Below are 26,852 nucleotides of genomic sequence, written 5' to 3' on the forward strand. Positions count from 1 at the left end.
GGTCTACGCTGTGGCTCGCGGCCACCGCACGATCTTTGGTTGTCTTCACAAACTCCGAATGATCACGCGGTGGCCGTCGCCATGTGACCCGAACGCTGCAAGATCGCCAAGTGTCACTGGAGTACTAGCGGAGGTGGAAGACCCCCTTGCCGCTGCGGAGCCCGCCCATGCGCACGGTGGCCACGTACGTGCCCGGCAGCGCGGCCGCAGGGGTGCCCTGGCAGGCGGCGTTGGAGCGGCGGCGGTCCCATTCCAGCGACCGCACATAAGGCACCCCCCGCTGGAGCTGCTCGACCTCCGTCCCCGGCCCGTCGACGCAGTCGGCGTTCGACCAGATCCGGTCCGCCCCCGAGGTGATGCGGATCTCCATGGCCCGCGGCCCCACGTCGGCCGTGCACATCACGGGCCCGGTGTTGACCAGCGTGACCAGGAAGGTGGGCCGGGCGTCGCCCGCGTAGATCTGCTCCTTGCCGCTCTGGAGGCTGAGCACCAGATCTTCCTCGACGCAGGGCTGGCCGGGCTCTCTCTGCCCCACGGTGGGGGTCGGCGTGGGGGTGGCCGTCGGAGTCGGCGACGGGCTGGCCGTGCCCAGAGCCAGCGTACGCAGCCCGGCGAGCAGCGGATCCGCGCTGGGCGTGGGGCTCGGTGACGACTGCGCGCTGGAACGGTCCGGTCCGCTGCCACCGCTCGAGCACGCCCACGCCACCACGGCCACCACGACGAGAACCGCCACCAGCACGCTCATCCGACGCCGCCAGTAGACGTCACCGCCGTCGCCGCGCATCGAATCCGGGTCCATCGGGTTCGCGCGGTGCTCCCCACCTGCTTCGTCAGGTGGAGGACCCCGCGCTCCCTCCCTTCCGATCTGGTCGGTTCCTGTGGTCGTTGCCTTGCTGGTCGTGAGAGTCCGGAGGTGGGTGTGCGCAGGTCGGTCGCTCACTTCCCCGTTGCGCCCCACCAGCGAGCGGGACGCCGCGCTCGAGCAGTGTGTGAGGGCTCGCCCTTCGCCGGGCCGCGGAAGCGGCTCAGCGGAAGGCCTCTCCCTTGCGGGAGCGGAGGAGTCACAACGCTCAGCATGGTAATTGTCCAGCCACGAAGAGTGACGACACGCCGAAGCCTGCGAACTCGACATACGCTTGACCGCGTGGTTGAGCCGAACCTCCTGCACGCCCCCGTTCTCGACTGGTACGCCGACAACGCCCGAGACCTCCCCTGGCGTGCTCCCGACGCGACGCCGTGGGGCGTGCTCGTCAGCGAGATCATGCTCCAGCAGACCCCGGTCGTCCGCGTCCTGCCCGTCTGGCACGAGTGGATGGCCCGCTGGCCGACTCCCAAGGCACTGGCCGCCGAGCAGCCCGGCGAAGCCGTACGCCATTGGGGCCGGCTCGGCTATCCGCGCAGGGCGCTGCGGCTCCACGCGTGCGCCAGGGCCGTCGCCGAGGAACACGGCGGCGAGGTGCCGTCCGACCACGCGACCCTGCTGTCCCTGCCCGGCATCGGCGAATACACCGCCGCCGCGGTCGCCAGCTTCGCGTACGGCGGCCGCCACGCCGTCCTCGACACCAACGTCCGCAGGGTGTTCGCGCGTGCGGTGCGCGCCGAGCAATATCCGCCCACGGCCACCTCCGCGGCCGAGCGGCGGTTGGCGGAGGCACTTCTGCCCGAGCTGGACGCGCCCCGCTGGGGCGTGGCGGTGATGGAGCTCGGCGCGCTGGTCTGCACGGCCCGCGCCCCGCGCTGCGCCGACTGCCCGATCACCGACCTGTGCGCGTGGCGGCTGGCCGGCAAGCCGCCGCACGCCGGCCCCGCGCGCAAGGGCCAGACGTACGCGGGCACCGACCGCCAGTGCCGCGGCCGCCTCCTCGCAGTGCTCAGGTCCGCTCACGGGCCGGTCCCCAAGGCGGCCCTCGACGCCGTGTGGGACGACGCGGTGCAGCGCGAGCGCGCCCTGGACGGCCTGGTCGCCGACGGCCTCGCCGAACCCCTCGACGACGGCACCTACCGCCTCCCCCACTCCTGACGCCCAGGCCCTGCTCGGGCACCGGCGCGCTGCTACCTGGCCCAGGGCGGGACGGTGCGTTCCGCGCCCTTGGGGGCCAGGTCGCAGGCGTCCGGCGCCGACACGCCGCCGGGGTTGTAGACGTGGGCGCCGGGAGGCGCGGCGACGATCGAGACGAACCCGCGCTCGGGGTCGGCGAGCATCTGCCTGCTCACGCCGGCGGGGAGCACCATGGTGTCCCCCGCGCCGACCTCGAACCGCTCGCCTCCGAGCTCGACGACGGCCGCGCCGTCTAGCCACGTCCACACCAGCTCGGCGTCGAACGCGTGCACCGGCCCCACCATGCCGGGCCGGGCGTCCACCCGCCACACGGCCTGCTCCGCCCCTCCCTGCGACGGCGAGGCGAGTGTGGTCATGACGCCGTTGGGCGTCTCGATCCTGCGGGATTCAGCGGACAGGACAATGGTCACGAGAATCACCCTCCTCAGACGATCCACGGCGGGACGCCGTAGTCGGCGCCGTTCTCGGCCAGGGCCCTGGCGCCCGCCGGGGCCGTCACGACGGCGGTGTAGCCGCTGCCGGGGTCGGCGAGCACGCGCCTCACGGTGTGCGCGGGGATGACGACGGTGTCGCCCGCCGCGACCTCGAACCGGTCACCGTCCAGTTCGACGACGGCTGCTCCGGCCGTCCAGCTCCACACCTGCTCGCTGTCGAAGTCATGCACGGGCCCGCGCGCGCCGGGCTTGGCATCCACCCGCCACAGGGCTCGCGAGGCCCCTCCCTGCGTCGGCGAGGCGAACGTCGTCATGACCCCTCCAGGGGTCTCCGACCGCCGCGCCTCGGCGTCACGAATGACAGTCACGTCCTGAAGCTCCTAATATAGGCAACTACGTTGTCCATATAGTCAATCAGGTTGTCTATCATGTCAAGCGACGCCCCCGGCTTCGAACTCCCGCTCCGCCTGCTGCTCGCCTTCAGGATGCTGATCGACGAGCTGCACGCCGAGCTGGCCCGCCAGGGCCACCCGGACCTGCGGCCCATGCACGGGTTCGTCATGCAGGCGATCGGCCCGCGCGGCACCACCGCCGTCGAGCTGGGCCGCATGCTCGGCGTCTCCAAACAGGCCGCGGGCAAGACCATCGACACCCTCGAACGCGTCGGCTACGTCGAACGCACCACGGACTCCCACGACACCCGGCGCAAGATCGCCCGGCTCACGCCGTACGGGATGGACGCGCTGAACCGCTCGGCTCGCATCTTCGACGACCTCCGCGCCCGGTGGGCGCACGAACTCGGCGAGGAACGGCTGCAGGCCCTCGAAGCCGACCTGCGGAAGGTCACCCCGGACGGCCTCTGGCGCCTCGACACCCCCGGCTGGTTCGGCTCCCTCTGACCGGCCCCTCCAGGCCGGACCATCCGAACGCGCCCGGACGAACCCCACCTGCCGGGGAAGACGTCGAGGAACGCCGGCCCGCGTTCGGGTGGGTGAGTGGTTGCGAGGCCCGGCAGGCCGGAAGTCGGGCCCGGACCTCGCTTCGTGACGCGGACCCCTCGATCAGGCCCGCCCCGCGACGCGGCGCGGCTTCCTAGGCGGCCAGTTGCAGGCCCAGGCTGGTGAGGTTCGTACGGGCCCAGGCCAGCTCGTCGGCGAGCAGCGACACCAGCGCCCCAGGCCCCTTGGCCCGCCCAGGCACCATCAGGTTGTGCGTCTCCACCTCGATGTGCGCGCTCCCGCTGACCGCCCCCGACAACATCGCCGTCAGCGTGTCGTGCAGCACGGCGCCCGTGCTGCTCGGCGTCTCCCCCGTGTGGCTGTGCACGTGCCCCAGCTTGACCACCGGCGCGCCGGCCTCGGCCAGCCCCTTGAGCGCCACACCGGGCTCCTCGGCTCCGCCGGCCAGGTGGCAGGCGTCCAGGCACACGCCCAGATGCTCGGAGTCGATGCCGCACACCCGCTCCAGCGCCTGCTCGGTCGTCTCCAGCACGCACCCGGGCCACGGCTCGAACCCGACTCTGATCGTCTTGCCGGTCACGCTGTAGATGCCGCGCAGCTCGCGCGCCAGCCGTTCGAGCCGGCGGGTGGCGATGGAGTGCAGGTCGGCGGGCCAGTCGCGGCGCCACCCGATCGGTATCGTCGAGATGCTGCCGAACCGTACGTCGTCGGGGAGCAGGAACGCCAAAATCTTGGCCAGCGCCATCGTGTAGCGGTAGCGCTCGGGCTTGGCCCAGTCGGGCCCGGGCACCTCCTGGTTGCGCCCGCCGGTGCCGTTGAGGCTCACGACCTCCAGGCCGCGCTCCTCCAGGGAGCGGCGCAGGCGTACGAGCTCGATGCGGTCGGCCGTGAGGTGGTCGGCGACGGCCGCCGACAACCACAGCCCGATGCCCATCCGCTCGACCCCCAGCCGCTTGCGCACGGGCACGGCGTAGCGGGTCAGGTGGGCGATCAGGTTCTCCAGGTCCTCAGCGGGGTGGACGCCTGCGTTGTAGGCGAGGTGAACGAGCGTTCCGTCATCGTGACGCAGGCGCATCGGTTCCTCCAGGCTTGCGTTGTGTCTTCCCGTCGCCCGCCTTGGACGTGCGAACCCTGTGAGCATGCCTGCCGACGGGTGGCGAGCGCGTCCGCCCTGAGTTGACTTCGTACTACTCCCGAGGGAGCAGTCACCGTCAAGGCGAAGCTCTACACAGTGTAGTACTACTTCGCGTGGCGAAACACCCGAACTCCTGAACGATTGCGCAACGACCGCACCCGGCCGAGGTCACGGGACCTTAGGGGGTACGTCATGCTAGATGCGCGGTCTGTCACGCCGGGCCGGATTGACGATCTCGAGACCATTCGCAAGGGCCGGCAGGGCCACCGCCGCACGGTTCATCATGCCGCTGAGCGGCAACCACACCGACCACGGCATCGGTGACCGGGGCCGCCCGGGCAAGCTCTCAGACAGCGCCTCAGCGCCGAGACGGGCGCACACGCGAAAGCCCCCGCGTGGACGACGCTCCACGCGGGGGCTTTCGGAGAACCGGACGTCAGCGCTGGATCGGCGCTGCGATCGCGGCGGCCGAGTCGGGCACCTTCGCGGCGGACTCGCCCTTGAAGACGAACTTGGCGTCGTCGCCCTCGCCTTCGATGGTCACCTTGACGACCTGCCCCGGACGGAGCTCGCCGTAAAGGATCTTCTCCGACAAGGAGTCTTCCAGCTCGCGCTGGATCGTACGCCGCAGCGGACGGGCGCCCATGACCGGGTCGTAGCCGCGGTCGGCCAGCAACTGCTTGGCCTCGGGCGAGACGTCGAGCCCCATGTCGCGGTCCTTCAGCCTGGCGTCGACCTGGTTGAGCATCAGATCGACGATCTTGATGATCTCGGCCGGCGTCAGCTGGTGGAAGACCACGATGTCGTCGACGCGGTTGAGGAACTCGGGCCGGAAGTGCTGCTTGAGCTCTTCCTGCACCTTGCTCTTCATCCGGTCGTAGTTGGAGTCGGCGTCGTTGGACTTCGCGAACCCGACCCCGATGCCCTTGGAGATGTCACGGGTGCCGAGGTTGGTGGTCATGATGATGACCGTGTTCTTGAAGTCGACCACGCGGCCCTGGGCGTCGGTCAGGCGACCGTCTTCCAGGATCTGCAGCAGCGAGTTGAAGATGTCGGGGTGGGCCTTCTCGATCTCGTCGAACAGGACCACGGAGAACGGCTTGCGCCGCACCTTCTCGGTGAGCTGGCCGCCCTCTTCGTAGCCGACGTAGCCGGGAGGCGAGCCGAAGAGCCTGGAGACGGTGTGCTTCTCCATGAACTCGGACATGTCCAGGCTGATCAGAGCGTCTTCGTCGCCGAAGAGGAACTCCGCCAGAGCCTTGGACAGCTCGGTCTTACCGACACCCGAGGGGCCGGCGAAGATGAACGAGCCGCCGGGACGCCGCGGGTCCTTCAGGCCGGCGCGGGTGCGCCGGATGGAGCGCGACAGGCCCTTGATGGCGTCGTCCTGGCCGATGATCCGCTTGTGGAGCTCGTCCTCCATGCGGAGCAGGCGCTGCGACTCCTCCTCGGTCAGCTTGAAGACCGGGATGCCGGTGGCGGTCGCCAGGACCTCGGCGATGAGCTCCTGGGTGACCTCGGCCACGACGTCCATGTCGCCGGCCTTCCACTCCTTCTCCCGCCGCTCGCGCTTGAGCTGGAGCTGCTTCTCCTGGTCACGGAGGGCAGCGGCCTTCTCGAAGTCCTGCGCGTCGATCGCGGACTCCTTGTCGCGGCGGACGTTGGCGATCTTCTCGTCGTATTCGCGGAGGTCCGGCGGCGCGGTCATCCTGCGGATGCGCATCCTGGAGCCGGCCTCGTCGATGAGGTCGATCGCCTTGTCGGGAAGGTAGCGGTCGCTGATGTAGCGGTCGGCCAGCTGCGCGGCGGCCACCAGCGCGTCGTCGGTGATGGACACGCGGTGGTGCGCCTCGTAGCGGTCGCGCAGACCCTTGAGGATCTCGATCGTGTGGCTGAGCGAGGGCTCGGCCACCTGGATCGGCTGGAAGCGCCGCTCCAGCGCCGCGTCCTTCTCCAAGTATTTGCGGTACTCGTCGAGCGTGGTCGCGCCGATCGTCTGCAGCTCGCCGCGGGCCAGCATGGGCTTGAGGATGCTGGCGGCGTCGATCGCGCCCTCGGCGGCGCCCGCACCCACGAGCGTGTGCAGCTCGTCGATGAACAGGATGATGTCGCCGCGGGTGCGGATCTCCTTGAGCACCTTCTTCAGGCGCTCTTCGAAGTCACCGCGGTAGCGGGAGCCGGCGACCAGGGCGCCGAGGTCAAGCGTGTAGAGCTGCTTGTCCTTCAGCGTCTCGGGCACCTCGCCCCTGACGATCTTCTGCGACAGGCCCTCGACGACGGCGGTCTTGCCGACGCCGGGCTCGCCGATGAGAACGGGGTTGTTCTTGGTCCTCCTGGAGAGGACCTGCATGACCCGCTCGATCTCCTTCTCGCGGCCGATGACCGGATCCAGCTTGCCCTCGCGGGCCGCCTGGGTCAGGTTGCGGCCGAACTGGTCGAGCACCAGGGAGGTCGACGGGGCCGACTCCTGCGGGCCACCCGCGGCGGCCGGCTCCTTGCCCTGGTAGCCGTGGAGCAACTGGATGACCTGCTGCCTGACACGGTTGAGATCAGCTCCAAGCTTGACCAGCACCTGGGCGGCCACACCCTCACCCTCACGGATGAGTCCGAGCAGGATGTGCTCGGTGCCGATGTAGTTGTGACCCAGTTGCAAAGCCTCACGGAGCGACAGCTCGAGGACCTTCTTGGCCCGCGGGGTGAACGGAATGTGCCCCGACGGAGCCGACTGGCCCTGGCCGATGATCTCCTCGACCTGCTGGCGCACACCCTCAAGGCTGATGCCGAGGCTCTCCAGAGCCTTGGCGGCTACGCCCTCACCTTCGTGGATCAAACCAAGAAGAATGTGCTCAGTGCCGATGTAGTTGTGGTTGAGCATCCTGGCCTCTTCTTGGGCCAGGACGACAACACGCCTCGCTCGGTCGGTGAACCTCTCGAACATCTCGTCGCTCCTCACAGAGCGGTCAGTCAGGCCGGTAAATCCGGTCCCGTCATCCCGCATGCTAGCCCTGGCTCGGCGAACCGTGCCCACTGCCGCTGACACGCTCTATAGCAGACACGTTCCCCGGGAGCAGGGCGTTCACCCTCCATCCAACTACCGTTCGGGGGTGACGTGTTCCCGATACGCCGCAAGCGAACGATGTTTAGGACGCTTCACGGAAGCGGCTGAAATGTGCCGCCGCACCGTATCCGGATCACCACGATCGGCCATCGAACGTCAGGGGCGAAGCCGACCGGGGCGCCACTTCACCTGCGCATCTCAGATGCCGCGTACGTATCTGTTACGCAATCATCCTATGTCCCGACGCAATGCTTGGCCAACCGCCCGTGCTACGCCCTCAGCACAACGGGGCACGCGCCGCGCACCGCACACAGAGTAATACGTCTTCCGGTCAGCTCGGTTACCGATCTCATCTCGCATCATGAGACACTGCACCGCGACGCACATGCCATTCGCGCGCATCCACGCCGTCGCGGTCCGGCGGCATTCCGCGCGCCCACCACAGTTCGTGATGGCCCGGCATTGTGCGCACATGCTCGCGGAAGCGGATTGTGCGAGGCGTGCTCATGCTCGCGGGTTATGCCCCGGGCATGAGCGCTCCGCGCATCTCCGCGAAGTGGGTTATGGCCGGGGGCCACGCAACGTGTACGGCGGCGTTTTGCGCGGATGCCCACACCTCCGTGCCATACGGGGTTTCCGGCGCCGGGCGCGAGTCGAGATCGCGGTTAAGGCTACAGCGCGTGAAGATCGCCGCCGGCCTTTAGGCGCCCGGATTTCCGTCATGGCGCGTTCCATGAGCGCGGCGCTTGTCCGTGACGGTAGGCGAATGACGCGGCCCCGCGGGCAATCCGGGCGCCTCGCGGCGAGAAGCGTACGTTGAATGGGGTATGGCCACGCGGCGCATTCGGACACGCCGGGCGCGGTGCCATCACATATGCGAGCGTCCCATCGCGGAAACGGCGCCGAGAGCCAGACCGAACACGCGACCAAAACGCCCGCATATGGACGGGTCAGTCGATCATCATCCGGGCCGTCCCGCCATTCAGCACGGCCCGGACACGATCATGCGCTTATGGCGGTCGCCGGGGTCCTAGGCGAACGGCATAAGCGCATGGTCGAGCAGCGGGCTCTCCTAGTGAGCCTGCTCGTACTTCTCGACGACGGTGGAGGCGATGCGGCCTCGCTCGCTGACGGGCAGGCCGTGGGCCTTGGCCCACTGCCGGATCTCCGAGCTCTTCTCGCGGCTCATCGCGCGGTTGCCGCCGCGGCCACGCCGACGCGTGGTGACGGCACCGGCCCTGCGCGCGTGCTGCACGAAAGGCGTGAGCGCGTCCCTCAGCTTCTTCGCGTTAAGGTCGCTGAGGTCAATCTCATAGGAGGAGCCGTCAATAGCGAAGCTGACCGTCTCATTGGCCTCGCCCCCATCGAGGTCATCGATGAGAATCTCCTGGATCTGCTTGGCCATCTACGCAATCCTTTCGCGGAGCATTGTTTCATTCGCCAGCCCAAACATATACCCGGAAAGGCGTGGAGACAATTCAGCGCTACGGGGATTCGGCTGACTAGCCGATCAGTTCTGGCCCTCGGCCTGATCCTCACGGTTTCGCCGGTCGCCAAGGGCCTCCGACCGGACCAACTTCACGACGCCAAAGATGAAGGCGCCGCCCACCACCACCGGGGGGATGAGCGCTGACAATACGTCTGTAAGGGCTTCCATTCGTCCTCGCCTCCACGGCTGACGGGGTTTCGGGGCGCATTAAGCGCGCGGAGCGCCTCCTGGAGGAGCGCTGCGGCCCCTCTCGTGGTGCACAAGGCGACAACCGCCCGCACCCGACCATAGCGGCACACAGATGCCCTACGTGTCGCAGGGACACCAACATCGGGCAACCCGGACGCCCCATAGCCTAATGCCAGTCTCTCCAGGCTCCTTACCGGATCATGCGAAAATTTTGCGAAAAGACATCCGTGCAGGTGCGGATGCCTCAGCGAAGATCTTTAACCACGCGCGTTCCGGCCAGTCTGTCATGCGGACCGCGCTCCAGCGGCTTGTCGATCAGGATGAGCATACCGACACCGAACAGCAGCATTCCCGCCACCAGATTGGCCACCGGAATGCCCATGAGCATGACAGGGCCCGGATAGACCAGGGAGCGTTTGAGCAGAGCACGGGCCGGAACACCTCGCGGGGCCAGGCGGATCCGCATGATCGCCTTGCCGAACGTACGCCCGTGCCGCCAATGCGCCCACCAGTCGTAGCCCGCATAACCCAGCCCGGCGGCCGCCCACGCGAGCACTCCAGGCAGCCGGCCACCGAACACGTCCATCATGCCGACAGTCCGGAAGACAGCCCATAGCGCAATGAACAGAATGTAATAAACGATGCCGAAGACGAGCGCTTCAATGAGCCGGGCGGCCAGCCGTTCCCACCATTCCGCGGGCACCGCGTCCGCCCACGGCGACGTCCCGGCCATAACCCTCACCTCGCGACATCGACGGCTCAGAGGCCTACATTCCGCACCTACCCTCACATACAAAACAGAGGCCGACGGGAAGCCGGCCCCTGTTTCGCGGTTCTGCCGATTACTTGATCTTGACCACCACGGTGTTCGCGAACTTGTCCGCGAACGTCTGCTGCAGCGGCTTGTCCCAGAGCATCGAAGCGCCGTTCAGGCCGCAGACGAGGCCCGCCAGCATGGTGCCGAACGGCAGGAAATAGAGGATGTAGGCGCCCCAGGTGACGCCGGCCCGCTTGATGGCGGCGTCGCCGGGCAGGCCGCCGGGGGGCATCATCTGACCCACCGGCACGACCTTGATCCCCATGATCATCTTGCCGATCGTCTGACCCTTCATCTTGTGCATGAGGAAGTCGTAACCGACGTAGACGGCGGTGAGGACGATGGCCAGCACGATGTTGAGCGCGAACGAGCCGAACATCCCCGAGGTGGCGCCGCTGGTCGAGTCGTAGGTGACCAGGAACAACGTCGTGAACAGCAGGGACACCACGAACATCACGACGCCGAACAGGACACCGTCGACGAGCCGCGCCACCAGACGCTGCCACCACTCCGCCAGCGGGGCGGGGGCCCCGGGCGGCTGCACGCCGACCGGGCCGTAGCCCGGCTGGCCGTAGGGAGCCTGGCCGTAACCGGCCTGCTGCGGCTGCCCGTAGGCCTGGCCGTACTGCTGGTCGCCGTACTGCTGGCCGTAGCCGGGCTGGGCGTAACCGGGCTGCTGGGGCTGCCCGTAGCCCTGCTGGCCGTACTGCTGCTGGCCGTAGCCCTGCTGGGACTGCGGCTGCTGACCGTACTGCTGGTCGTACTGCTGACCCGACTGCGGCTGCTGACCGTACTGCTGGTCGTACTGCTGACCCGACTGCGGCTGCTGACCGTATTGCTGCTGGTCGTACTGCTGGCCCGACTGCGGCTGCTGACCGTATTGCTGCTGGTCGTACTGCTGGCCCGACTGCGGCTGCTGGCCGTAGCCCTGCTGCTGACCGTACTGCTGGTCGTACTGCTGGCCGGACTGTTGCTGCTGCCCATAGCCCTGCTGCTGGCCGTAGCCGGGCTGGGACTGGGGCTGCTGGCCGTAGCCCTGCTGCTGACCGTACTGCTGGTCGTACTGTTGCTGCTGCCCGTAGCCCTGCTGCTGGCCGTAGCCAGGCTGGGACTGCGGCTGCTGACCGTACTGCTGGTCGTACTGCTGGCCCGGCTGGGGTTGTTGCCCGTAGCCCTGCTGCTGGCCGTAGTCGGGCTGGGACTGGGGCTGCTGGCCGTACTGGGGTTGCTGGCCGTAGCCCTGCTGCTGGCCGTATTGAGGTTGCTGGCCGTAGCCCTGCTGCTGACCGTACTGGGGTTGCTGGCCGTAGCCCTGCTGCTGACCATGGGGGGGCTGTTGCCCGTAGGCGTCGTCCGCCCGGTAGCCGACCACAGTGACGTCGGGGTCGGGCTCGCCGGGGTGGCGGCCCGGAGCCTGCTGGCCGTAGTGGGGAGGCGCAGCGTTCTCGCCGGATTCGTCCTGTGGGTACGGCGGCTGTCCGGTGCTCACCGTGTCACCTCGCTTCGAGTGCGCGCGTGGCACGTGTCAGGACACATGCCTGTGCTGCCCAACGTATCGACATAGGTATCAACAATCACCTTTCCATGTGGTCAAGGTCCGCGTCACCCGACGTCAGATGGAGCAGCATGCGGGTGTTGCCCAGGGTGTTCGGCTTGACGTGTTCCAGGTCGAGGAACTCCGCTACACCCTCGTCGTACGAGGCCAGCAGCTCGGCGTAGACCTCGGGGGAGACGGGCGTGCCCTGGATGCGGCGAAAACCATGCCTCGCGAAGAAGTCGACCTCAAAAGTAAGACAGAATACACGCTGCAGACCAAGATCTTTGGCCTGCTGGATCAGCGCTGAGACGATCCGGTGGCCGACTCCCATGCCGCGGCATTCGGGATCGACCGCCACCGTGCGGACCTCTGCGAGGTCCTCCCAGAGCACGTGGAGCGCGCCACAGCCGACGACCTGCCCGCCACGCTCGGCCACCCAGAACTCCTGTACGTCTTCGTACAGGGTCACCGTGGCCTTTTTCAGGAGCCGCGGGCCCGCGCCCGCATAGGCGTCGACCAGGCGCCTGACCCCCCGCACGTCAGGCGTGCGCGCACGCCGGACCACCACCGCGGTCTCGGGCACAGTCAGTTCGGCCACCTGCTCCATGGCTCTCCAGAGTACAGATGTCATTACGGCTCGGACCTAACTCACATGTCTCCGCCCATCCTGTTACATCTCGTGGCCGGGCGAGCACGACGTCGCACCGGGCAATCGTTCGGGAGGAAGCACCACATACAGTCGCTACTGCACGACTGGCACCGAGATCACCTTGTGACCCTTCAGTTGTGAAACCTCTACAGAGTTGGCAGTTCTGGTTGAGCAGGAACCCGGAGTGCATTAGTGTCCAGCGACGATGTTCCCCGCGTGTCGCGCGCGGGGAGACACGCTCAATTCCTCAGGGAAGCCGGGGACCCGCCGGTGGCGACCGCCATCACGGGGTGAATCCGAGTTTTTCGGTAGGGCTGCTCCGGCCCGAACCCGTCAGCTAACCCGGTAGGCGTCTATGAGAGGAGCCTGGTTGGTGAAGCGCACGCTCAACCGTGGGAGGCAGTCGGCGGGCAAGCACGCCCGCCCTCCGGAACGCGCCCCGTTGCGCCACCGCCTCGGTGTGGCGAGTTTCACAATCGCCGCGCTGCTGCTCGCGGTTCCCACCGGCCCGGCGTCCGCCGACCCCAAGCCCTCGCTCAAAGACCTCGCCGCGCGGGTCGAGAAGATGCACACCGAGATCGAGACGCTGACCGAGCAGTACAACGGGCAGCGGGAGAAGCTGAAGACGGCCAAGAAGGCCGCCGAGGCCGCGCAGAAGACGCTGGCGGCCAGCGAGACGGACCTGGCGGCCAAGCGCGCCAAGGCCGTCCTGCTCGCCCAGAACGCCTACATCACGGGCGGGCTGAGCCGGGCGCTGGCGTTCACCTCCTCAGAGAATCCCGACGACTTCCTCGACCGCGCCGCGACCACGTTCGCGATCGAGCAGCGACAGGGCGAGGAGCTCGACCAGCTCACCAGGGCCAGGAAGGCCGCCGAGCGCGCCAGGGCGGGCGCCAAGTCGCGCATCAGCGAGGTCGAGAAGATCGTCAAGGACCTCGACGCCAAGCGCGGCAAGATCAGCAAGCTGGTCGCCAAGGTCGAGAGCAACCTGTTCAAGCGGGCGCTGGGCGAGGCCGGCCGTCCCGGCACCCGCGCCACACGCGTCAACCTGCCGATCGCCGGCAGCGGCAAGGCCGCGCAGGCGGCACGGTGGGCGCTCACGCAGCAGCTCAAGCCGTACGTCTGGGGGGCCGAGGGCCCCGGCTCCTACGACTGCTCCGGCCTGGTGATGGCGGCCTACCAGCGGGTGGGCATCTCGCTGCCGCACTACACGGGCAACCAGTGGACCGCCGGACGGCACATCTCACGCGACGAGATGCGTCCGGGCGACCTGGTGTTCTTCTACAGCGACCTGCACCACGTGGGCATCTATCTGGGCGGCGGCATGATGGTGCACGCCCCTCAGACGGGTGACGTGGTGCGGATCGCGTCGATCGAGCGGCGGCCGTTCGCGGGCGCGGTGCGCATCGCCGACTGAAGCCCTGGACCCGGGTGACGGGCCCGGCGATGGGCCCGGCGATGGGGTCCGGCGATGGGCAGCGATGGGCGCGCTAGATCAGCTGGCGGCGTGCCGCCCACGCCACGGCCTCGATCGCGGTGGCGACGCCGATGCGGTCGCAGATGCCGCGCAGCCTCCGGCGTACGGTGCGGCCGCTGATGTCCAGTCGCCTGCCTACCCGATCGACCGTGACTCCTCTGGCGAGTTCCGCCAGTAACGCCAGATCCGCATGGCTCAGCTCAACGCCTTCAGTGAGCACATCCATCGGGAGCCCTCCCCCCCAACAGCAGGCCTGGACCCTCTTAGCCGGGCCACAGCCGCTCCTCGCAGACGGTAAACGCATCGTGGAAAGGTCGTCAAGCATGACCATCGCCGCACTTGACCAGCGCTATTGACATGATCCGCCGTAGGTGACCGGGTCTCGTACGCCGGCGGACTTCGCCGCGCGACGGACGAGCCGCGCGCCCTTCCGGTCGAGCCCGCTCTGGCGCCGATCGCTCCGGCCGGCGTCCCGGTTTTTGATCCCTCCGCGCGCGATTTACTGCATGATCCATACGTACGGCGGGCACGCGCAGCCGCTCTTCACCACGGGCGGCGGCACGCGGCGAGCCAGGAGTGGCTTTATTTCCGGACCTGGGCGAGCGGCACCGTCACGGTGGGCACGGCGCTGCCGAACGTCCCCCGGAGAACTCCGAACACTGGCGCGCCACTCGCCCGCGGTCTTGACCCGAAGCTGACAAGCCCGGCCCCGATCCCCGTGCAGGACGGCCGATCGTCCGTCACCGCTCTCACGGCACGGCCAAGAGCCCGCCGGGCTCACCCGCTCGCGCGGGCTCCCGCCGCAGCCGGTGCGGCGGGAGGCCACGTGGCCTCAGTGGGTGGGCTTGACCAGCGGGAACAGGATGGTCTCGCGGATGTTCCTGCCGGTGAAGGCCATGATCATCCGGTCGATGCCGGCGCCCATGCCGCCCGTCGGCGGCATCGCGTATTCGAGCGACTGCAGGAAGTCCTCGTCGAGCTGCATGGCCTCAAGGTCGCCGCCCGCGGCCAGCAAGGACTGCTCGACCAGGCGGCGGCGCTGCTCGATGGGGTCGTTGAGCTCGGAGTAGCCCGTGCCCAGCTCGGTGCCGAACCCGATGAGGTCCCACTTCTCCGTCACCAGCGGGTCGTCGCGGTGCTGCCGGGCCAGCGGCGAGGTCTCCAGCGGGTAGTCCATGACGAACGTGGGCTGGATGATCGTGTGCTCGACGAGCGCCTCGAAGAGCTCCTGCACGAGCTTGCCCGCGCCCCACTTCGGGTCCCAGGGGATCTCGCGCCGGTCGGCGATCTTACGCACCTCTTCGAGCGAGGTGGAGGTCGTGATCTGCTCGCCGACGGCCTCGGACACCGCGCCGTAGAGGGTGATGCGCGGCCACTCGGGGATGCCCAGGTCGACCTCGACACCGTCGTGCACGACCACCGAGGTGTCCAGGGCGGCCACGACGGCCTTCTGGTACATCCGCTGCGTCAGGTCGGCGATGCCGTTGTAGTCGAGGTAGGTGCCGTAGGCCTCGACCATGGTGAACTCGGGGTTGTGCGTCGAGTCGGCGCCCTCGTTGCGGAAGTTGCGGTTGATCTCGAAGACCTTCTCGATGCCGCCGACCACGAGCCGCTTGAGGTAGAGCTCGATCGCGATGCGGAGATAGAGCTCCATGTCATAGGCGTTGATGTGGGTCTTGAACGGGCGGGCCGTGGCGCCGCCGTGGATCGGCTGCAACATCGGCGTCTCGACCTCGAGGTAGCCCTCCTCGTGCCAGAAGTCGCGCACCGCGCGCACCGTGGCGCTGCGGACCCTGGCCATCTTCCTCGACTCGTCGTTGACGATCAGGTCGACGTAGCGCTGGCGGACCCGCGCCTCCGGGTCGGTGAGGCCGACGTGCTTCTCCGGCAGCGGGCGCAGGCACTTGCTGGTGATCTGCCAGCTGTCGGCCAGGACGGACAGCTCGCCCCTGCGCGAGGTGATGACCTCGCCGGTCACGCCCACGTGGTCGCCCAGGTCGACGTCGTGCTTCCAGCGGGCCAGCGACTCCTCGCCCACCTTGTCGAGCGAGATCATGACCTGCAGGTCGGCGCCGCCGTCGCGGAGCGTGGCGAAGCAGAGCTTGCCCCCCACGCGGTTGAGCATGACGCGCCCCGCGACCGAGACCGTGTCGCCGGTGGCGGTGTCGGGCTCCAGGCCCTGGTATTTCTCCCTGACCTCGGCATTGGTGGCCGTACGTGGGAAAGTCACCGGGTAAGGGTCGACGCCCTCGCTGCGAAGGCGGTCGAGCTTCTCCCTCCGGATGCGCATCTGCTCGGGAAGTTCGTCGCTCACAACAACAAAGGGTAGGGGATCCGGCGAACCGCAGTGACTCGTCCAGGTCTCACGCCACGTTGCGGTGGTAGATCAGCCGCAGCCCGATGAGGGTCAGCCACGGCTCGTGCACGTCGATCGAGCGCGACTCGCCCACGACCAGCCCCGCGTGCCCGCCGGTGGCCACGACCGTCACCTCGTCGGGGTCGTCGGCCAGCTCCGCGGCGATGCGCTCGACGATGCCGTCGACCTGGCCGGCGAAGCCGTAGATGATGCCCGCCTGCAGGGCCTCGACCGTGTTCTTCGCGATCACCGAGCGGGGGCGTACGAGCTCGACCTTGTGCAGCTGCGCCCCGGCGGCGGCCAGCGCGTCGACCGAGATCTCGATGCCGGGCGCGGTGACCGCGCCGACGTATTCGCCCTTGGCCGACACCGCGTCGAACGAGGTCGCGGTGCCGAAGTCGACGATCACGCACGGGCCGCCGTACTGGTCGATGGCCGCCAGCGCGTTGACGATGCGGTCGCTGCCGACCTCCTTGGGGTTGTCCATGCGTACGGGGACGCCGGTGCGGATGCCCGGCTCCACGATCACCGCGGTCACGTCGCCGTAGTAGCGGCGGCACATCTCGCGCATCTCGTTGAGCACGCTCGGCACGGTGGAGCAGATGGCGATGCCGTCGATGTCGGCCCCTTTGAGCAGCGGCGACTGTGTCAGCAGGCCCTGCAGCACGACCGCGATCTCGTCGGCGGTGCGGCGGGCGTCGGTCGCCAGCCGCCAGTGCTCGATGACGTCCTCGCCCTCGAACAGCCCCAGCACCGTGTGCGTGTTGCCGACGTCGATCGTGAGCAGCATCAATTACCCCCGCAGATCCAGTGCGATGTCCAGGGCCGGCGCCGAGTGCGTAAGCGCTCCCACCGCAAGGTAGTCCACGCCAGTGTCGGCCACATCACGAGCCGATTCCAAGGTCAATCCCCCGCTGGCTTCAAGGGCAACCCTGTTTCCCACCCGCTTCTTCACGATTTGTACGGCACGCGCGGTGTCCTCGATCGTGAAGTTGTCCAGCAGGATCTCCTCGGCGCCCTCGTCGAGCACGGCCTCCAGCTGGTCCAGCCGGTCGACCTCCACCTCGATCGGCAGGTCGGGATAGCGCTCTCGCACCGCCCTGAACGCCTCGGCCACGCCTCCCGCCGCCACCACGTGGTTGTCCTTGATCAGGGCCGCGTCCGACAGCGACATCCGGTGGTTCACGCCGCCGCCGCAGCGCACGGCGTACTTCTCCAGCGCCCGCAGCCCCGGCAGCGTCTTGCGGCTGTCGCGCACGCGCGCCGCCGTGCCGCTGATCGCCTCGACCCACCTGCCGGTCAGCGTGGCCACCCCGGACAGGTGCGTGAGCAGGTTGAGCGCGGTACGCTCGGCCGTCAGCAGCGCCCTGACCGGCCCTTCGACGGTCATCAGCACGTCGCCCGCCCTGACCCGCTCGCCGTCCTTGGCCCTGCGCTCCGAACGGGCCGCCCCCAGCCGGACGAACACCGCCTCGGCCACGGCCAGCCCGGCGACGATGCCGTCCTTGCGGGCCACCACGTCGGCGACCGCGCGCCGGTCGGCCGGGATGGTCGCCAGGCTCGTCACGTCACCCTCCTCCCGCAGGTCCTCCTCCAGCGCCCGGTCGATCAGCGCGGCCACGCCGGCCGGATCGAGCCCGGCCGCGGCCAGCTCCCGTGCCGCGGCCTCCCTGTCATCGAGCCGCCGTGAACTCGCGTCCCCATGAGGCGTGTACGTCATACGCGGGCCCTCCTCCGTCAGGGTCACGTCCAGGTGACCCAGCCATTCGTCGTCGTCGCGGGTGTCGTGGTCCTCGCGCCAGTGTGAGCCGCGGGTCTCGAGCCTGGCCGTCGCCACGCCGGTGAGCACGGTGGCGACGGTGAGCAGGTTGGTGGCCTCCCAGGACTCGGTGCACGCGGGCACCGCGACGGGCGTCCAGCGGGCGTCCCGCAGCGCCTTCGCCGTGACGAGCAGCGACTCGCGGCTGCGCAGGACGCTCGCCCCCATGCTCATGTGGCCCTGGATCCTGGGACGGGCCCGCGGGTCCACCAGCCCGGGCGCCGCCTCTCCGTCCACCGGGTCGCCCGGCTCGGGGCGTACGCGGTGGATGTCCTCGGCGATGCGCTCGGCGAAGACGAGACCTTCGAGCAGGGAGTTGGAGGCGAGCCGGTTCGCGCCGTGCACGCCCGTGCAGGCCACCTCGCCGCACGCGTACAGGCCCTCGATGGAGGTGCGGCCGCGCAGGTCCGTACGTACGCCGCCGCTGGCGTAGTGGGCGGCGGGAGCGACGGGGATCAGCTCGGCGGCCGGGTCGATGCCGTGCTCGCGGCAGACGGCGTAGATCGTGGGGAAGCGGGTCTCCCACGTGTCGCGGCCGAAGTGACGGCCGTCGAGGTAGACGTGCTCGCGCCCGGTCTCGCGCATCCTGCGCATGATCGCCTTGGCCACGACGTCGCGCGGCGCCAGGTCGGCCAGCTCGTGCTCGCCGCGCATGAACCGTTCCCCCTCGTGGTCGACCAGGAACGCGCCCTCGCCCCTGACCGCCTCGGAGATCAGCGGCTGCTGCCCGGTCGATGCGGGGCCGAGCCACAGGACGGTCGGGTGGAACTGCACGAACTCGAGGTCGCGCACCACGGCCCCGGCCCGCAGCGCCAGCGCCACCCCGTCGCCGGTGGAGACGGCGGGGTTGGTCGTGGCGGCGTAGACCTGGCCCATGCCGCCGGTGGCCAGCACCACGGCCCTGGCCCGCACCGCGCCCACCCCGTCGCGCGCGCCCTCGCCCATGACGTGCAGCGTCACGCCCCTGGCCCGGCCCTCGGCGTCCTGGAGCAGGTCGAGCACCAGAGCGTGCTCGATCACCTCGATCGACCCCGCGCGGACCGCCTCGACGAGCGCCCGCTGCACTTCCGCGCCCGTGGCGTCGCCACCCGCGTGCACGATCCGCCGCCGGCGGTGGCCGCCCTCCCTGGTGAGCTGGAGCTCGCCGTCGGAGGTCCGGTCGAACCGCGCGCCGCGGGCCATGAGCCGCCGCAACGCGCCCGGTCCCTCCGTCACCAGCGTGCGCACGGCCGCCGCGTCGCACAACCCCACCCCGGCGAGCAACGTGTCGCTCAGGTGCTCGCCGGGAGTGTCCTGCGGGTCGAGCACGGCTGCGATGCCGCCCTGGGCCCACCGGGTCGAGCCGGCCGACAACACGTCCTTGGTCACGACCAGGACCTTGGCCGCCGGATCCAGCTCGGCGTGGCGCAGGGCCGCGGTCAACCCCGCGATGCCCGAGCCCACGACGACCACGTCGGCCTCGACGGTCCAGCCAGGCGCAGGGGCGGTCAGACGCAGGGGAATCGCCGGTGCACTCATGGGGGTCTCCTCACTGGGACGATCTCGTCAACATGACGATAACCCCTCGCTCCTGATGAGCTCGCCCCGGGGTGCCCGGAGGCTCAGACGCGGTTCAACGTCACGCTGACGTTGTCGATCAGGCGCGTCGTCCCGACCCTGGCGGCCACCGCGAGCACGGCCATGCCCTCGTACGTGTCGTCCACCTCGGCGAAGGTGGCCGGATCGGCGAGGACCAGGTAGTCGACATCGAGTCCGGGCCCCGCCGTGTCGAGCACCTCCCGCGCCGCCGCGCGGATCCCGGACGGCGTGAGCTCGGCCGCGCCCGCCCGCAGCGCTCGTGAGAGCGCCAGCGCCACCCGCCGGTCGTCGTCGGACAGGAACCGGTTGCGGCTGGACAGGGCCAGGCCGTCGGGCTCGCGCACGGTGGGCACGTCGAGGATCTCGATCGGCAGGTCGAGATCGGCGACCATGCGGCGGATGAGGGCGAGTTGCTGGGCGTCCTTCTGCCCGAACACCGCCCGGTCGGGCAGGACCACGTTGAACAGCTTGAGCACCACGGTGAGCACCCCGTCGAAGTGACCGGGCCGGGCCGCGCCCTCGACGATCGCGCCCATCCGGCCGGCGGAGACGCTCACCTGGCGGTCGGGCGGGTACATGTCCTCGATGGCCGGGTGGAACACGACATCGACACCCTCGGCACGGCACGCGTCGAGATCCGCCTCGAATGTACGGGGATAACGCGAAAAATCCTCATCAGGGGAAAATTGCAGAGGATTGACGAAGATGCTGACCACGACATGATCAGCGCGAGCGCGGGCCTGCCTGATCAGCGCCCTGTGCCCCTCGTGCAGCGCGCCCATGGTCGGCACCAGAGCCACCTCGCCACCACCACGCGCCTTGACCAGATCTTCCCGGTTCCTGGCGACGATCAGCTCCATGATGCCCCTTCCCTGTTCATGGCCTCCACTCCGTGAAGGCGGACTCGGTCACCCTTGATGCCGCCACCTTCCCCCGCTCTGGTCGCTACGCTCCCGCCACTCCTCCAGGCGACGGCAGCTCCCTCGTGCCCATGGCCTCCACTCCGTGAAGGCGGACTCGGTCACCCTTGATGCCGCCACCTTCCCCCGCTCTGGTCGCTACGCTCCCGCCACTCCTCCAGGCGACGGCAGCTCCCTCGTGGGTCAAGTCCATATATTGCCCCCCAGCGCGTCGAGCAGCCGCTCCGCCTCCTCGGGTTTGAGCAGTCCTGCGGCGAGGGCCCGGTCGGCCGTGAGCCTGGCCAGCGCGATGTAGGCGTCGGCCGCCTCCGGAGCGGCCAGGATCAGCGCGTCGACGTGCTTGCGCACGGTGCCGGCGTCGCCGCGCACCACAGGGCCGGTGAGCCCGGCGATGCCGAGCCGCAGCACGTTGTCGAGCGCGGCGCCGAGCAGCGGCCCCAGCATCCGGCCGGGGTGGTCGACGCCGATGCGTACGAGCAGGTCGGACGACTCGGCGATGAGCGTGACCATGTGGTTGGCTGCTCCCGCCAGCGCCGCGTGGTAGAGCGGGCGGTCGGCGTCGGCGATCCAGACCGGCTCGCCGCCCATCTCGATCACCAGGGCCTCGGCGATGGGACGCAGCACGTCGGGCGCGGTCACGCCGTAGGAGATGCCGGTGAGCTTGTTGAGGTCGTCGTCGCGGCCGGTGAACGTCATCACCGGGTGCAGCGCGAGCGGCAGCGCGCCGGCCTCGGCCGCCGGGTCGAGCACCGACAGCCCGTACGCCCCGCTGGTGTGCACCAGCAGTTTGCCGTGCAGGTCGGCTCCCGTGGACGCCAGCCCGTTGACCAGGTCGGGCAGCGCGTCGTCCGGCACGGTGAGCAGGATCAGCTGGGCCGCCGCCACGACCTCGTCGGGCCGGGTCGGCGTGACGCCGAGCCGGTCGGCGGCCCACCGTTGCGAGGCGTCGGACACCCCGCTGGCGGCCACCACCCGGTGACCCGCCTGCGCCAGCGCGGCCCCGAGGGCCGAGCCGACCTTGCCCGCGCCGAGCACGCCGACGGTCAGCCGTGCCGGGCGATCACCCGCGTCCATGACGTCACCCCTGTCGACTGCGAACGAGAAATCCGCTGCGCGCACTGCCGCTCACGGGTCTCGACCAGGGACGGCACCATGGCGGCAGCTCGCTGATGCGGGCTTCTTTTCGTGATGGCGTTGCCGACCAGGGTAACGGCCTATCAGAGCCGAGCATGTGACCGTGCCTTTGCCGCGCGTTGAGTTAACGACAAAAGCGACAAGGGCATACAAAAAACGCACCCCCTGTCGGAAGAGATGAGGAGAGGGGTTCATCGCATGGCAGCGGGCGCCGAATCCGTCCTCTGGACCCGACGCCCGCGAAAGATGTGAACCCCTTGGAGGTGCACCGGGCATGGCCGACCGCCGACTGACCAGCCCGGACGGACCCGGGCCGGCCTGCGCCGGCCCGGGCTCGCCTCACTCAGTGGTGGCTGGGCACGTGGGCGAAGGCGCCGCCCTTGCAGCCGGCGAGGGCGCCGCCGATGACGGCCACCGCGTTGCCGCAGACGTTGACCGGGATGGCGATGGGCAGGTGCAGCTGGTTGCCCGAGGCGATGCCGCCTGCGCCGCTGGTGATGTCGGCGTGCGCGGGGGCGGCGAGGGACAACATCGCGACGGCTCCGGCGACGACCATGGCCTTCTTCAGCATGAGGGCTCCTCTCGATTGCGCGGCCGCCTGGGCCGCGGGAATGTGCGCGACAGGGGAACCGATCGCAACGGACAGTGATCCCCCATGACAACGGGTCAACGTTACCCCAAGCAGGGGACTGCCAGTAGTCTTTCGATAACGCGCTGTGCCTGGCCGAAGTCATGAGATAGTCCAGACATGTGGCTCACCTGGCGCGCCGCGACCGAGCGTGCGCTTTACGGCGAGGAGGGCTTCTACCTCCGCGAACGCCCTTCTGGCCACTTCCGCACCTCGGTCAGCGCCTCGGCCGCGTTCGCCGACGCGGTGCTGGCGCTGCTCGCCGAGGTGGACGCCGAGCTCGGCTCCCCCGGCGTGCTCGATCTGGTCGACATCGGCGCGGGCGAAGGCACGCTGGTCACCCAGGTGCTGGCCGCCGCCGAGCCCGGGCTGCGCGACCGGCTGCGCATCACCGCCGTCGACCTCTGCCCCCGGCCCGAGGGCGTGCCCGAGCGGATCCGCTGGCGCCCGGACCTGCCCGCCGCCGTCACCGGGCTGGCCATCGCCAACGAATGGCTCGACAACGTCCCGCTCGACGTGGTGGAGCAGACCCCGCAGGGTCCGCGGTTGATCATGGTCGACGTCCACACCGGCGAGGAGCGGCTCGGCGACCCGCCCCAGCCTGCCGACCGCGCATGGCTCGAACGATGGTGGCCGTTGTGCCGGGTGGGGGCGCGCGCGGAGATCGGCCGACCCCGCGACGGAGCCTGGGCCTCGGTTCTGGCACGCCTCGTCAAAGGCAGAGCGATCGCCATCGATTATGCACATCCTGTGGATAACCGTCCGCCCTGTGGCACCCTGACCGGATACCGCGACGGCGCGGTCGTGACCCCCGTCCCCGACGGCACCTGCGACATCACGGCGCATGTCGCGCTCGACGCGTGCGCGCAGGCCGGCCGCAGGGCCGGTGCGATATCCACAACCTTGTCCACACAGCGTGACGCACTCAAGGCCCTCGGCATCACCGGCGCCAGGCCGCCCGTCGACCTGGCCCGCGTCGATCCGCGCGGCTACCTCCGTGCCCTGGCCAGAGCCTCCGAGGAGGGCGAGCTGATCGACCCGTCGGGCCTCGGCGGCTTCGGCTGGCTCAGCCAGTCGCGGTGAGCTCCAGGGACCGCAGGCCGCGGATGACGTAGCCGGGCTTCCACTCCGGCTCCTGCCGCAGCTCCAGCGTGGCCGCGCGGTCCAGGAGCGCGCCGAACGACTCCACGAGCTCGATCCTGGCCAGCGGCGCCCCCAGGCAGAAGTGGATCCCGGCGCCGAAGGAGATGTGCGGGTTGTCGGCACGGCCGACGTCGAGCCTGTCAGGGTCGTCGAACACCGACTGGTCCCGGTTGGCCGACCCGAACAGCAGCGCCACCTCCGCACCACGCGGGATCTCCACGCCGTGCACCTCGATGTCCTCCAGCACCCAGCGCTCGAACATCTGCAGCGGCGTGTCCCAGCGCATCAGCTCCTCCACGGCCGTGGGCAGCAGCGAGCGGTCCTCGCGCAGCCGTACGAGCTCGGCGGGGTTCCTGAACAGGGACCACCAGCCGTTGCCCGTCACGTTCACGGTGGCCTCGTGACCGGCGTTGAGCAGCAGGACGCACGTGCCGACCAGCTCGTCCTCGGTCAGCTCGGCGATCTGGGTGAGCGCGCTGACCAGGTCGTCGCCGGGGCACGGACGGCGCTCGGCGGCCAGGGCCTTGAGGTAGCCGGCGAACTCCTCCGCCGCGCGGACCGCGGTGTGCTGGGCCTCGGGGGCGGGGTTGAGCTCGTACATGCCGCAGATGTCGGCCGACCAGGGGCGCAGCAGGTGGCGGTCCTGGTCGGGGATGCCCAGCATCTCGGCGATCACGGTGACCGGCAGCGGTTCGGCGACCTCGGCGATCAGGTCGCCGCCGCCCTTGGCCACGTACGTGTCCACCAGCTCCTGGGCGATGGCGCGGACGCGGGGGCGCAGCGACTCGACCATGCGCGGCGTGAACGCCCTGGAGACCAGCCGGCGCAGCCTCGTGTGCACCGGCGGCTCCACGTCGAGCATGCCCGCCCTGATCACCCGCCAGAACGGCTCCTGGAACTCCGGCTCCGGCGGCCTGCCGAACTCCTCGTGCGTGGCCACGTGCAGGTAGGACCGGCCCAGGCGGCGGTCTCTGAGCAGCGCGTTGACGTCCGCGTGGCGCGAGATCAGCCACTGGTTCGTCGGTTCGAAGTAGCTGATCGGAGCCTCGCGCCGCAGCTCCTCGTAGACGCGGTACGGGTGAGCCACGAAATCCGGATTCCAGGGATCAAAGCGCATCATTTCATCTTAGGAGCGGAATCCGCCGTCGCGGCAGTGGCTTCCTCCGTCTCCTCTTGTTGCCTGGCGTGCCTGGCGCGCATGCGGATGTTCAGCAGCTCCACGACCACCGAGAACGCCATCGCGAAGTAGATGTAACCCTTGGGGATGTGCTGGCCGAGACCCTCGGCGACGAGCAACACGCCGATCAGCACGAGGAACGCCAGCGCCAGCATCTTGATGCTCGGATGCCGGTCGACGAACCTGCTGATCGGCCCGGAGGCGAACAACATCACCAGCACCGCCACCACGACCGCCGCGATCATCACGCCGAGCTCGTCGACCATGCCGACAGCCGTGATCACCGAGTCGAGCGAGAAGACGATGTCGAGCACCATGATCTGCAGGATCACGGACGTGAAGGAGGCCGCCGCGACCTTCTTGCCGCCCTTGACGTGCGGCGCCTCCATGCTGTGGCCGATCTCCGTGACGCTCTTGGCCAGCAGGAACAGGCCGCCGAGCAACAGGATCAGGTCGCGCCCCGAGATGTCGTGGCCGAAGAGCGCGAACAGCGGATCGGTGAGCCGCACCACCCACGACAGCCCGAGCAGCAGGAGCAGGCGGCTGATCAGCGCCGCGGCCAGGCCGAGCACCCGGGCCCGGTCACGCTGCTCCGGTGGGAGCTTCCCCGCCAGGATGGAGATGAAAATGATGTTGTCGATCCCCAGCACGATCTCCAGGGCGACAAGGGTGAAGAAGCCGATCCAGATCTGCGGGTCGGCCACCCATTCCAGCATTTACGCACCTCCAGGGCATGTGACGGCGGGTCTCCCGGTAGCAACGACTCGGATGCCCCATAAGTTCGCCCGCTTGCGATCCATCCCCGGGTACGGGTTATAGTCCTTGACGTAGGTCATGAGTGCCAGCGACAAGCCCCGGCTAGCTGGCCGGCAACCCTCGCGTCCGCGGCGGGGTGCCCCGGGTGAAGACCTGGTCCGTCACGAGGTGTGGCGGGCAAGCGCGGGCTCCGATGGCTGCTCCAGGGGTCCGACGACCCCGAGGAGGATTGCCGTGTCCACGCTGACGATCTTCAAGTCCGCGCACGTTCAGGCGGACGAGACCCCCGCCGCCATCGAGGAACGGCGCGTCCCCGCCGTGCTCGGCGCCGACCTCAAGGTGCCGGTCAAGGGCGGCAGGCTGGTGAGCTACGCCAACCTCGACTACGCCGCCAGCGCCCCCTGTCTCGCGCCGGTCAGCGCGGCCGTCGCCGCCGCGCTCCCGGCCTACTCCAGCGTCCACCGCGGCGCGGGCTACGCCTCGCAGCTCACCACCGCCCGCTACGAGCAGGCGCGGCACACGGTCAGCGCGTTCGCCGGCGCCCGGCCGGACGACGCCGTGATCTTCACCCGCAACACCACCGACGCCACCAACCTGCTCGCCCGCTGCCTGCCCGAGGGCACGACCACCGTGGTCTTCGACACCGAGCACCACGCCTCCCTCCTCCCCTGGCCCCGGTCCGTACGGCTGGCGCCGCCCGCCTTCCCCGGCGAGGCCGTGCGCGCCGCCGACGCCACGCTGGCCGCGATCGACGGGCCCAAGCTGCTCGTGGTCACCGCCGCCTCCAACGTCACCGGCGAGCTGTGGCCCATCGCCGCGCTGGCCCACATCGCGCACCGGCACGGGGCCAGGATCCTGGTGGACGCCGCGCAGTTCGTACCGCACCGGCGGCTCAACCTCACCGCGCTCGACCTCGACTACGTGGCCTTCTCCGGGCACAAGCTGTACGCGCCCTTCGGTGCCGGCGTGCTGATCGGGCGGCGTGACTGGCCGGCCGAGGCGGAGCCGTACCTGAAGGGCGGGGGCGCGGTCCGGTCGGTGGCCGGCGCCGTCGAGTGGCACGACGACCCGGAGCCGCGGCACGAGGCGGGCACGCCGAACGTGCTCGGCGCCATCGCGCTGGCCGCCGCCTGCGACGCGCTCACCGCCACCGGGTGGACCCCGCTGGTGCGCGAGGAGGAGCGGCTGATCGCCCGGCTGCGGGCCGGTCTCGCCTCGATCGAGGGCGTACGCGAGCTGTCCCTGTGGGGCAAGGACCACCCGCGCGTGGGCATCGTGTCGTTCACCGTCGACGGGCGCCCGGCCCGCGAGGTGGCCGAGGTGCTGTCCGCCGAGTACGGCATCGGGGTGCGCGACGGGAAGTTCTGCGCGCACCCGTTCGTGCGTCACCTGGTCGAGCGCGGCGGTGACGAGCACGCCGACGGCGGGTGCGAGGACGGCACCGCCTCAGCGGTGCGCGCCTCGATCGGCATCGGCACCACGCAGGAGCACGTGGACCGGCTGATCGGGGCGCTGCGCGACCTCACCTCCCGCTGAGG

At 69.5% G+C, this 26,852-nt stretch carries 23 protein-coding genes and 2 riboswitches; of the genes, 5 read left to right on the forward strand and 18 right to left on the reverse strand.

All coding sequences use genetic code 11. The annotated features are described in order from the left end of the window. Positions 1 to 124: 124 nt before the first annotated feature. Entirely contained in the window at positions 125 to 784 is a 660-nt protein-coding gene (locus tag E1292_RS25530) for a hypothetical protein (RefSeq protein ID WP_246090327.1), read from the reverse strand. Between the two features lie 360 nt (positions 785 to 1,144). Between E1292_RS25530 and E1292_RS25535 the strand changes: the two genes are divergently transcribed. Further along, positions 1,145 to 2,020: an iron-sulfur binding domain-containing protein gene (locus tag E1292_RS25535; RefSeq protein WP_132597743.1), complete on the forward strand. Its 876-nt coding sequence runs from the start codon at positions 1,145 to 1,147 to the stop codon at positions 2,018 to 2,020. Between the two features lie 32 nt (positions 2,021 to 2,052). Here the strand turns inward: E1292_RS25535 and E1292_RS25540 are convergent, their stop codons facing one another. Further along, complete coding sequence (locus E1292_RS25540; protein WP_165974733.1) at positions 2,053 to 2,469, reverse strand: cupin domain-containing protein; 417 nt, start codon at positions 2,467 to 2,469, stop codon at positions 2,053 to 2,055. Positions 2,470 to 2,483: 14 nt separating this feature from the next. Beyond that, a complete protein-coding gene (locus tag E1292_RS25545; protein WP_132597744.1) occupies positions 2,484 to 2,861 on the reverse strand; it encodes a cupin domain-containing protein in 378 nt (125 codons plus the stop codon). A 60-nt stretch (positions 2,862 to 2,921) separates the two neighbouring features. Between E1292_RS25545 and E1292_RS25550 the strand changes: the two genes are divergently transcribed. Beyond that, complete coding sequence (locus tag E1292_RS25550; RefSeq protein ID WP_132597745.1) at positions 2,922 to 3,392, forward strand: MarR family winged helix-turn-helix transcriptional regulator; 471 nt, start codon at positions 2,922 to 2,924, stop codon at positions 3,390 to 3,392. Between the two features lie 193 nt (positions 3,393 to 3,585). Here E1292_RS25550 and E1292_RS25555 read toward each other — a convergent pair whose 3' ends face one another. From E1292_RS25555 to E1292_RS25580, 6 genes are all read right to left on the reverse strand, one after another. Further along, positions 3,586 to 4,527 (reverse strand): sugar phosphate isomerase/epimerase family protein, encoded by a 942-nt coding sequence (locus E1292_RS25555; protein WP_132597746.1) that lies wholly within the window; start codon positions 4,525 to 4,527, stop codon positions 3,586 to 3,588. A gap of 496 nt (positions 4,528 to 5,023) precedes the next feature. Then, positions 5,024 to 7,525, reverse strand: coding sequence for an ATP-dependent Clp protease ATP-binding subunit (locus E1292_RS25560; RefSeq protein WP_132597747.1), 2,502 nt, complete (start codon positions 7,523 to 7,525; stop codon positions 5,024 to 5,026). A gap of 1,192 nt (positions 7,526 to 8,717) precedes the next feature. Then, positions 8,718 to 9,050 carry a histone-like nucleoid-structuring protein Lsr2 gene (locus tag E1292_RS25565; RefSeq protein WP_132332025.1) on the reverse strand — a complete coding sequence of 111 codons (333 nt, stop codon included), beginning with the start codon at positions 9,048 to 9,050 and terminating at the stop codon, positions 8,718 to 8,720. 517 nt (positions 9,051 to 9,567) lie between these two features. Beyond that, positions 9,568 to 10,056, reverse strand: a complete 489-nt coding sequence (locus E1292_RS25570; RefSeq protein WP_132597748.1) for an RDD family protein — start codon at positions 10,054 to 10,056, stop codon at positions 9,568 to 9,570. Positions 10,057 to 10,165: 109 nt separating this feature from the next. Continuing rightward, the gene (locus E1292_RS25575) at positions 10,166 to 11,629 is read right to left on the reverse strand and encodes an RDD family protein (RefSeq protein ID WP_132597749.1); all 1,464 of its coding nucleotides are present in this window, start codon (positions 11,627 to 11,629) and stop codon (positions 10,166 to 10,168) included. 85 nt (positions 11,630 to 11,714) lie between these two features. Next, positions 11,715 to 12,284: an amino-acid N-acetyltransferase gene (locus tag E1292_RS25580; RefSeq protein WP_181958292.1), complete on the reverse strand. Its 570-nt coding sequence runs from the start codon at positions 12,282 to 12,284 to the stop codon at positions 11,715 to 11,717. 268 nt (positions 12,285 to 12,552) lie between these two features. After that, a riboswitch (cyclic di-AMP (ydaO/yuaA leader) is annotated at positions 12,553 to 12,693 on the forward strand. A gap of 93 nt (positions 12,694 to 12,786) precedes the next feature. On the opposite strand from E1292_RS25580, the gene E1292_RS55040 reads away from it, so the two are divergent. Beyond that, positions 12,787 to 13,743: a C40 family peptidase gene (locus E1292_RS55040; protein ID WP_281284058.1), complete on the forward strand. Its 957-nt coding sequence runs from the start codon at positions 12,787 to 12,789 to the stop codon at positions 13,741 to 13,743. A gap of 73 nt (positions 13,744 to 13,816) precedes the next feature. Here the strand turns inward: E1292_RS55040 and E1292_RS25590 are convergent, their stop codons facing one another. The 7 genes from E1292_RS25590 to E1292_RS25620 all read right to left on the reverse strand — a co-directional run bounded on the left by E1292_RS25590 (position 13,817) and on the right by E1292_RS25620 (position 22,181). Beyond that, positions 13,817 to 14,029 (reverse strand): helix-turn-helix domain-containing protein, encoded by a 213-nt coding sequence (locus E1292_RS25590; RefSeq protein ID WP_132597751.1) that lies wholly within the window; start codon positions 14,027 to 14,029, stop codon positions 13,817 to 13,819. A 606-nt stretch (positions 14,030 to 14,635) separates the two neighbouring features. After that, the gene (lysX, locus tag E1292_RS25595; protein WP_132597752.1) at positions 14,636 to 16,117 is read right to left on the reverse strand and encodes a bifunctional lysylphosphatidylglycerol synthetase/lysine--tRNA ligase LysX; all 1,482 of its coding nucleotides are present in this window, start codon (positions 16,115 to 16,117) and stop codon (positions 14,636 to 14,638) included. 49 nt (positions 16,118 to 16,166) lie between these two features. After that, on the reverse strand, positions 16,167 to 16,949 hold the full coding sequence (locus tag E1292_RS25600; RefSeq protein ID WP_132597753.1) for a type III pantothenate kinase: 783 nt from the start codon (positions 16,947 to 16,949) through the stop codon (positions 16,167 to 16,169). Positions 16,950 to 16,952: 3 nt separating this feature from the next. Then, on the reverse strand, positions 16,953 to 19,496 hold the full coding sequence (locus E1292_RS25605) for an L-aspartate oxidase (protein ID WP_132597754.1): 2,544 nt from the start codon (positions 19,494 to 19,496) through the stop codon (positions 16,953 to 16,955). 83 nt (positions 19,497 to 19,579) lie between these two features. Further along, positions 19,580 to 20,416, reverse strand: coding sequence for a pantoate--beta-alanine ligase (panC, locus tag E1292_RS25610; RefSeq protein WP_132597755.1), 837 nt, complete (start codon positions 20,414 to 20,416; stop codon positions 19,580 to 19,582). Between the two features lie 243 nt (positions 20,417 to 20,659). Next, positions 20,660 to 21,550: a Rossmann-like and DUF2520 domain-containing protein gene (locus tag E1292_RS25615; protein ID WP_132597756.1), complete on the reverse strand. Its 891-nt coding sequence runs from the start codon at positions 21,548 to 21,550 to the stop codon at positions 20,660 to 20,662. A gap of 403 nt (positions 21,551 to 21,953) precedes the next feature. Then, positions 21,954 to 22,181: a chaplin family protein gene (locus E1292_RS25620; protein ID WP_132510477.1), complete on the reverse strand. Its 228-nt coding sequence runs from the start codon at positions 22,179 to 22,181 to the stop codon at positions 21,954 to 21,956. Between the two features lie 177 nt (positions 22,182 to 22,358). On the opposite strand from E1292_RS25620, the gene E1292_RS25625 reads away from it, so the two are divergent. Beyond that, on the forward strand, positions 22,359 to 23,321 hold the full coding sequence (locus E1292_RS25625; RefSeq protein WP_132597757.1) for an SAM-dependent methyltransferase: 963 nt from the start codon (positions 22,359 to 22,361) through the stop codon (positions 23,319 to 23,321). Here E1292_RS25625 and E1292_RS25630 read toward each other — a convergent pair. Beyond that, entirely contained in the window at positions 23,305 to 24,498 is a 1,194-nt protein-coding gene (locus E1292_RS25630) for a cytochrome P450 (protein WP_132597758.1), read from the reverse strand. The genes E1292_RS25625 and E1292_RS25630 overlap by 17 nt on opposite strands. Then, entirely contained in the window at positions 24,498 to 25,274 is a 777-nt protein-coding gene (locus E1292_RS25635) for a TerC family protein (protein ID WP_132597759.1), read from the reverse strand. Before E1292_RS25635 ends, E1292_RS25630 begins: the two co-directional genes overlap by 1 nt. 114 nt (positions 25,275 to 25,388) lie before the next feature. Beyond that, positions 25,389 to 25,504, forward strand: a riboswitch (SAM riboswitch). 53 nt (positions 25,505 to 25,557) lie between these two features. Between E1292_RS25635 and E1292_RS25640 the strand changes: the two genes are divergently transcribed. Next, the gene (locus tag E1292_RS25640; protein ID WP_439331904.1) at positions 25,558 to 26,850 is read left to right on the forward strand and encodes an aminotransferase class V-fold PLP-dependent enzyme; all 1,293 of its coding nucleotides are present in this window, start codon (positions 25,558 to 25,560) and stop codon (positions 26,848 to 26,850) included. Positions 26,851 to 26,852: the final 2 nt, after the last annotated feature.

It is taken from the genome of Nonomuraea deserti (assembly GCF_004348685.1).
GTDB classification, from domain to species: Bacteria; Actinomycetota; Actinomycetes; order Streptosporangiales; family Streptosporangiaceae; genus Nonomuraea; species Nonomuraea deserti.

Bases quoted from the DNA above. Each gene is read 5' to 3' on its own strand.
- E1292_RS25530 (WP_246090327.1), bottom strand. From the start codon at position 784: ATGCGCGGCGACGGCGGTGACGTCTACTGGCGGCGTCGGATGAGCGTG.
- E1292_RS25550 (WP_132597745.1), top strand. From the start codon at position 2,922: ATGTCAAGCGACGCCCCCGGCTTCGAACTCCCGCTCCGCCTGCTGCTC.
- E1292_RS25555 (WP_132597746.1), bottom strand. From the start codon at position 4,527: ATGCGCCTGCGTCACGATGACGGAACGCTCGTTCACCTCGCCTACAAC.
- E1292_RS25560 (WP_132597747.1), bottom strand. From the start codon at position 7,525: ATGTTCGAGAGGTTCACCGACCGAGCGAGGCGTGTTGTCGTCCTGGCC.
- E1292_RS25565 (WP_132332025.1), bottom strand. From the start codon at position 9,050: ATGGCCAAGCAGATCCAGGAGATTCTCATCGATGACCTCGATGGGGGC.
- E1292_RS25570 (WP_132597748.1), bottom strand. From the start codon at position 10,056: ATGGCCGGGACGTCGCCGTGGGCGGACGCGGTGCCCGCGGAATGGTGG.
- E1292_RS25580 (WP_181958292.1), bottom strand. From the start codon at position 12,284: ATGGAGCAGGTGGCCGAACTGACTGTGCCCGAGACCGCGGTGGTGGTC.
- E1292_RS25590 (WP_132597751.1), bottom strand. From the start codon at position 14,029: ATGGATGTGCTCACTGAAGGCGTTGAGCTGAGCCATGCGGATCTGGCG.
- E1292_RS25600 (WP_132597753.1), bottom strand. From the start codon at position 16,949: ATGCTGCTCACGATCGACGTCGGCAACACGCACACGGTGCTGGGGCTG.
- E1292_RS25605 (WP_132597754.1), bottom strand. From the start codon at position 19,496: ATGAGTGCACCGGCGATTCCCCTGCGTCTGACCGCCCCTGCGCCTGGC.
- panC (WP_132597755.1), bottom strand. From the start codon at position 20,416: ATGGAGCTGATCGTCGCCAGGAACCGGGAAGATCTGGTCAAGGCGCGT.
- E1292_RS25615 (WP_132597756.1), bottom strand. From the start codon at position 21,550: ATGGACGCGGGTGATCGCCCGGCACGGCTGACCGTCGGCGTGCTCGGC.
- E1292_RS25620 (WP_132510477.1), bottom strand. From the start codon at position 22,181: ATGCTGAAGAAGGCCATGGTCGTCGCCGGAGCCGTCGCGATGTTGTCC.
- E1292_RS25625 (WP_132597757.1), top strand. From the start codon at position 22,359: ATGTGGCTCACCTGGCGCGCCGCGACCGAGCGTGCGCTTTACGGCGAG.
- E1292_RS25630 (WP_132597758.1), bottom strand. From the start codon at position 24,498: ATGCGCTTTGATCCCTGGAATCCGGATTTCGTGGCTCACCCGTACCGC.
- E1292_RS25635 (WP_132597759.1), bottom strand. From the start codon at position 25,274: ATGCTGGAATGGGTGGCCGACCCGCAGATCTGGATCGGCTTCTTCACC.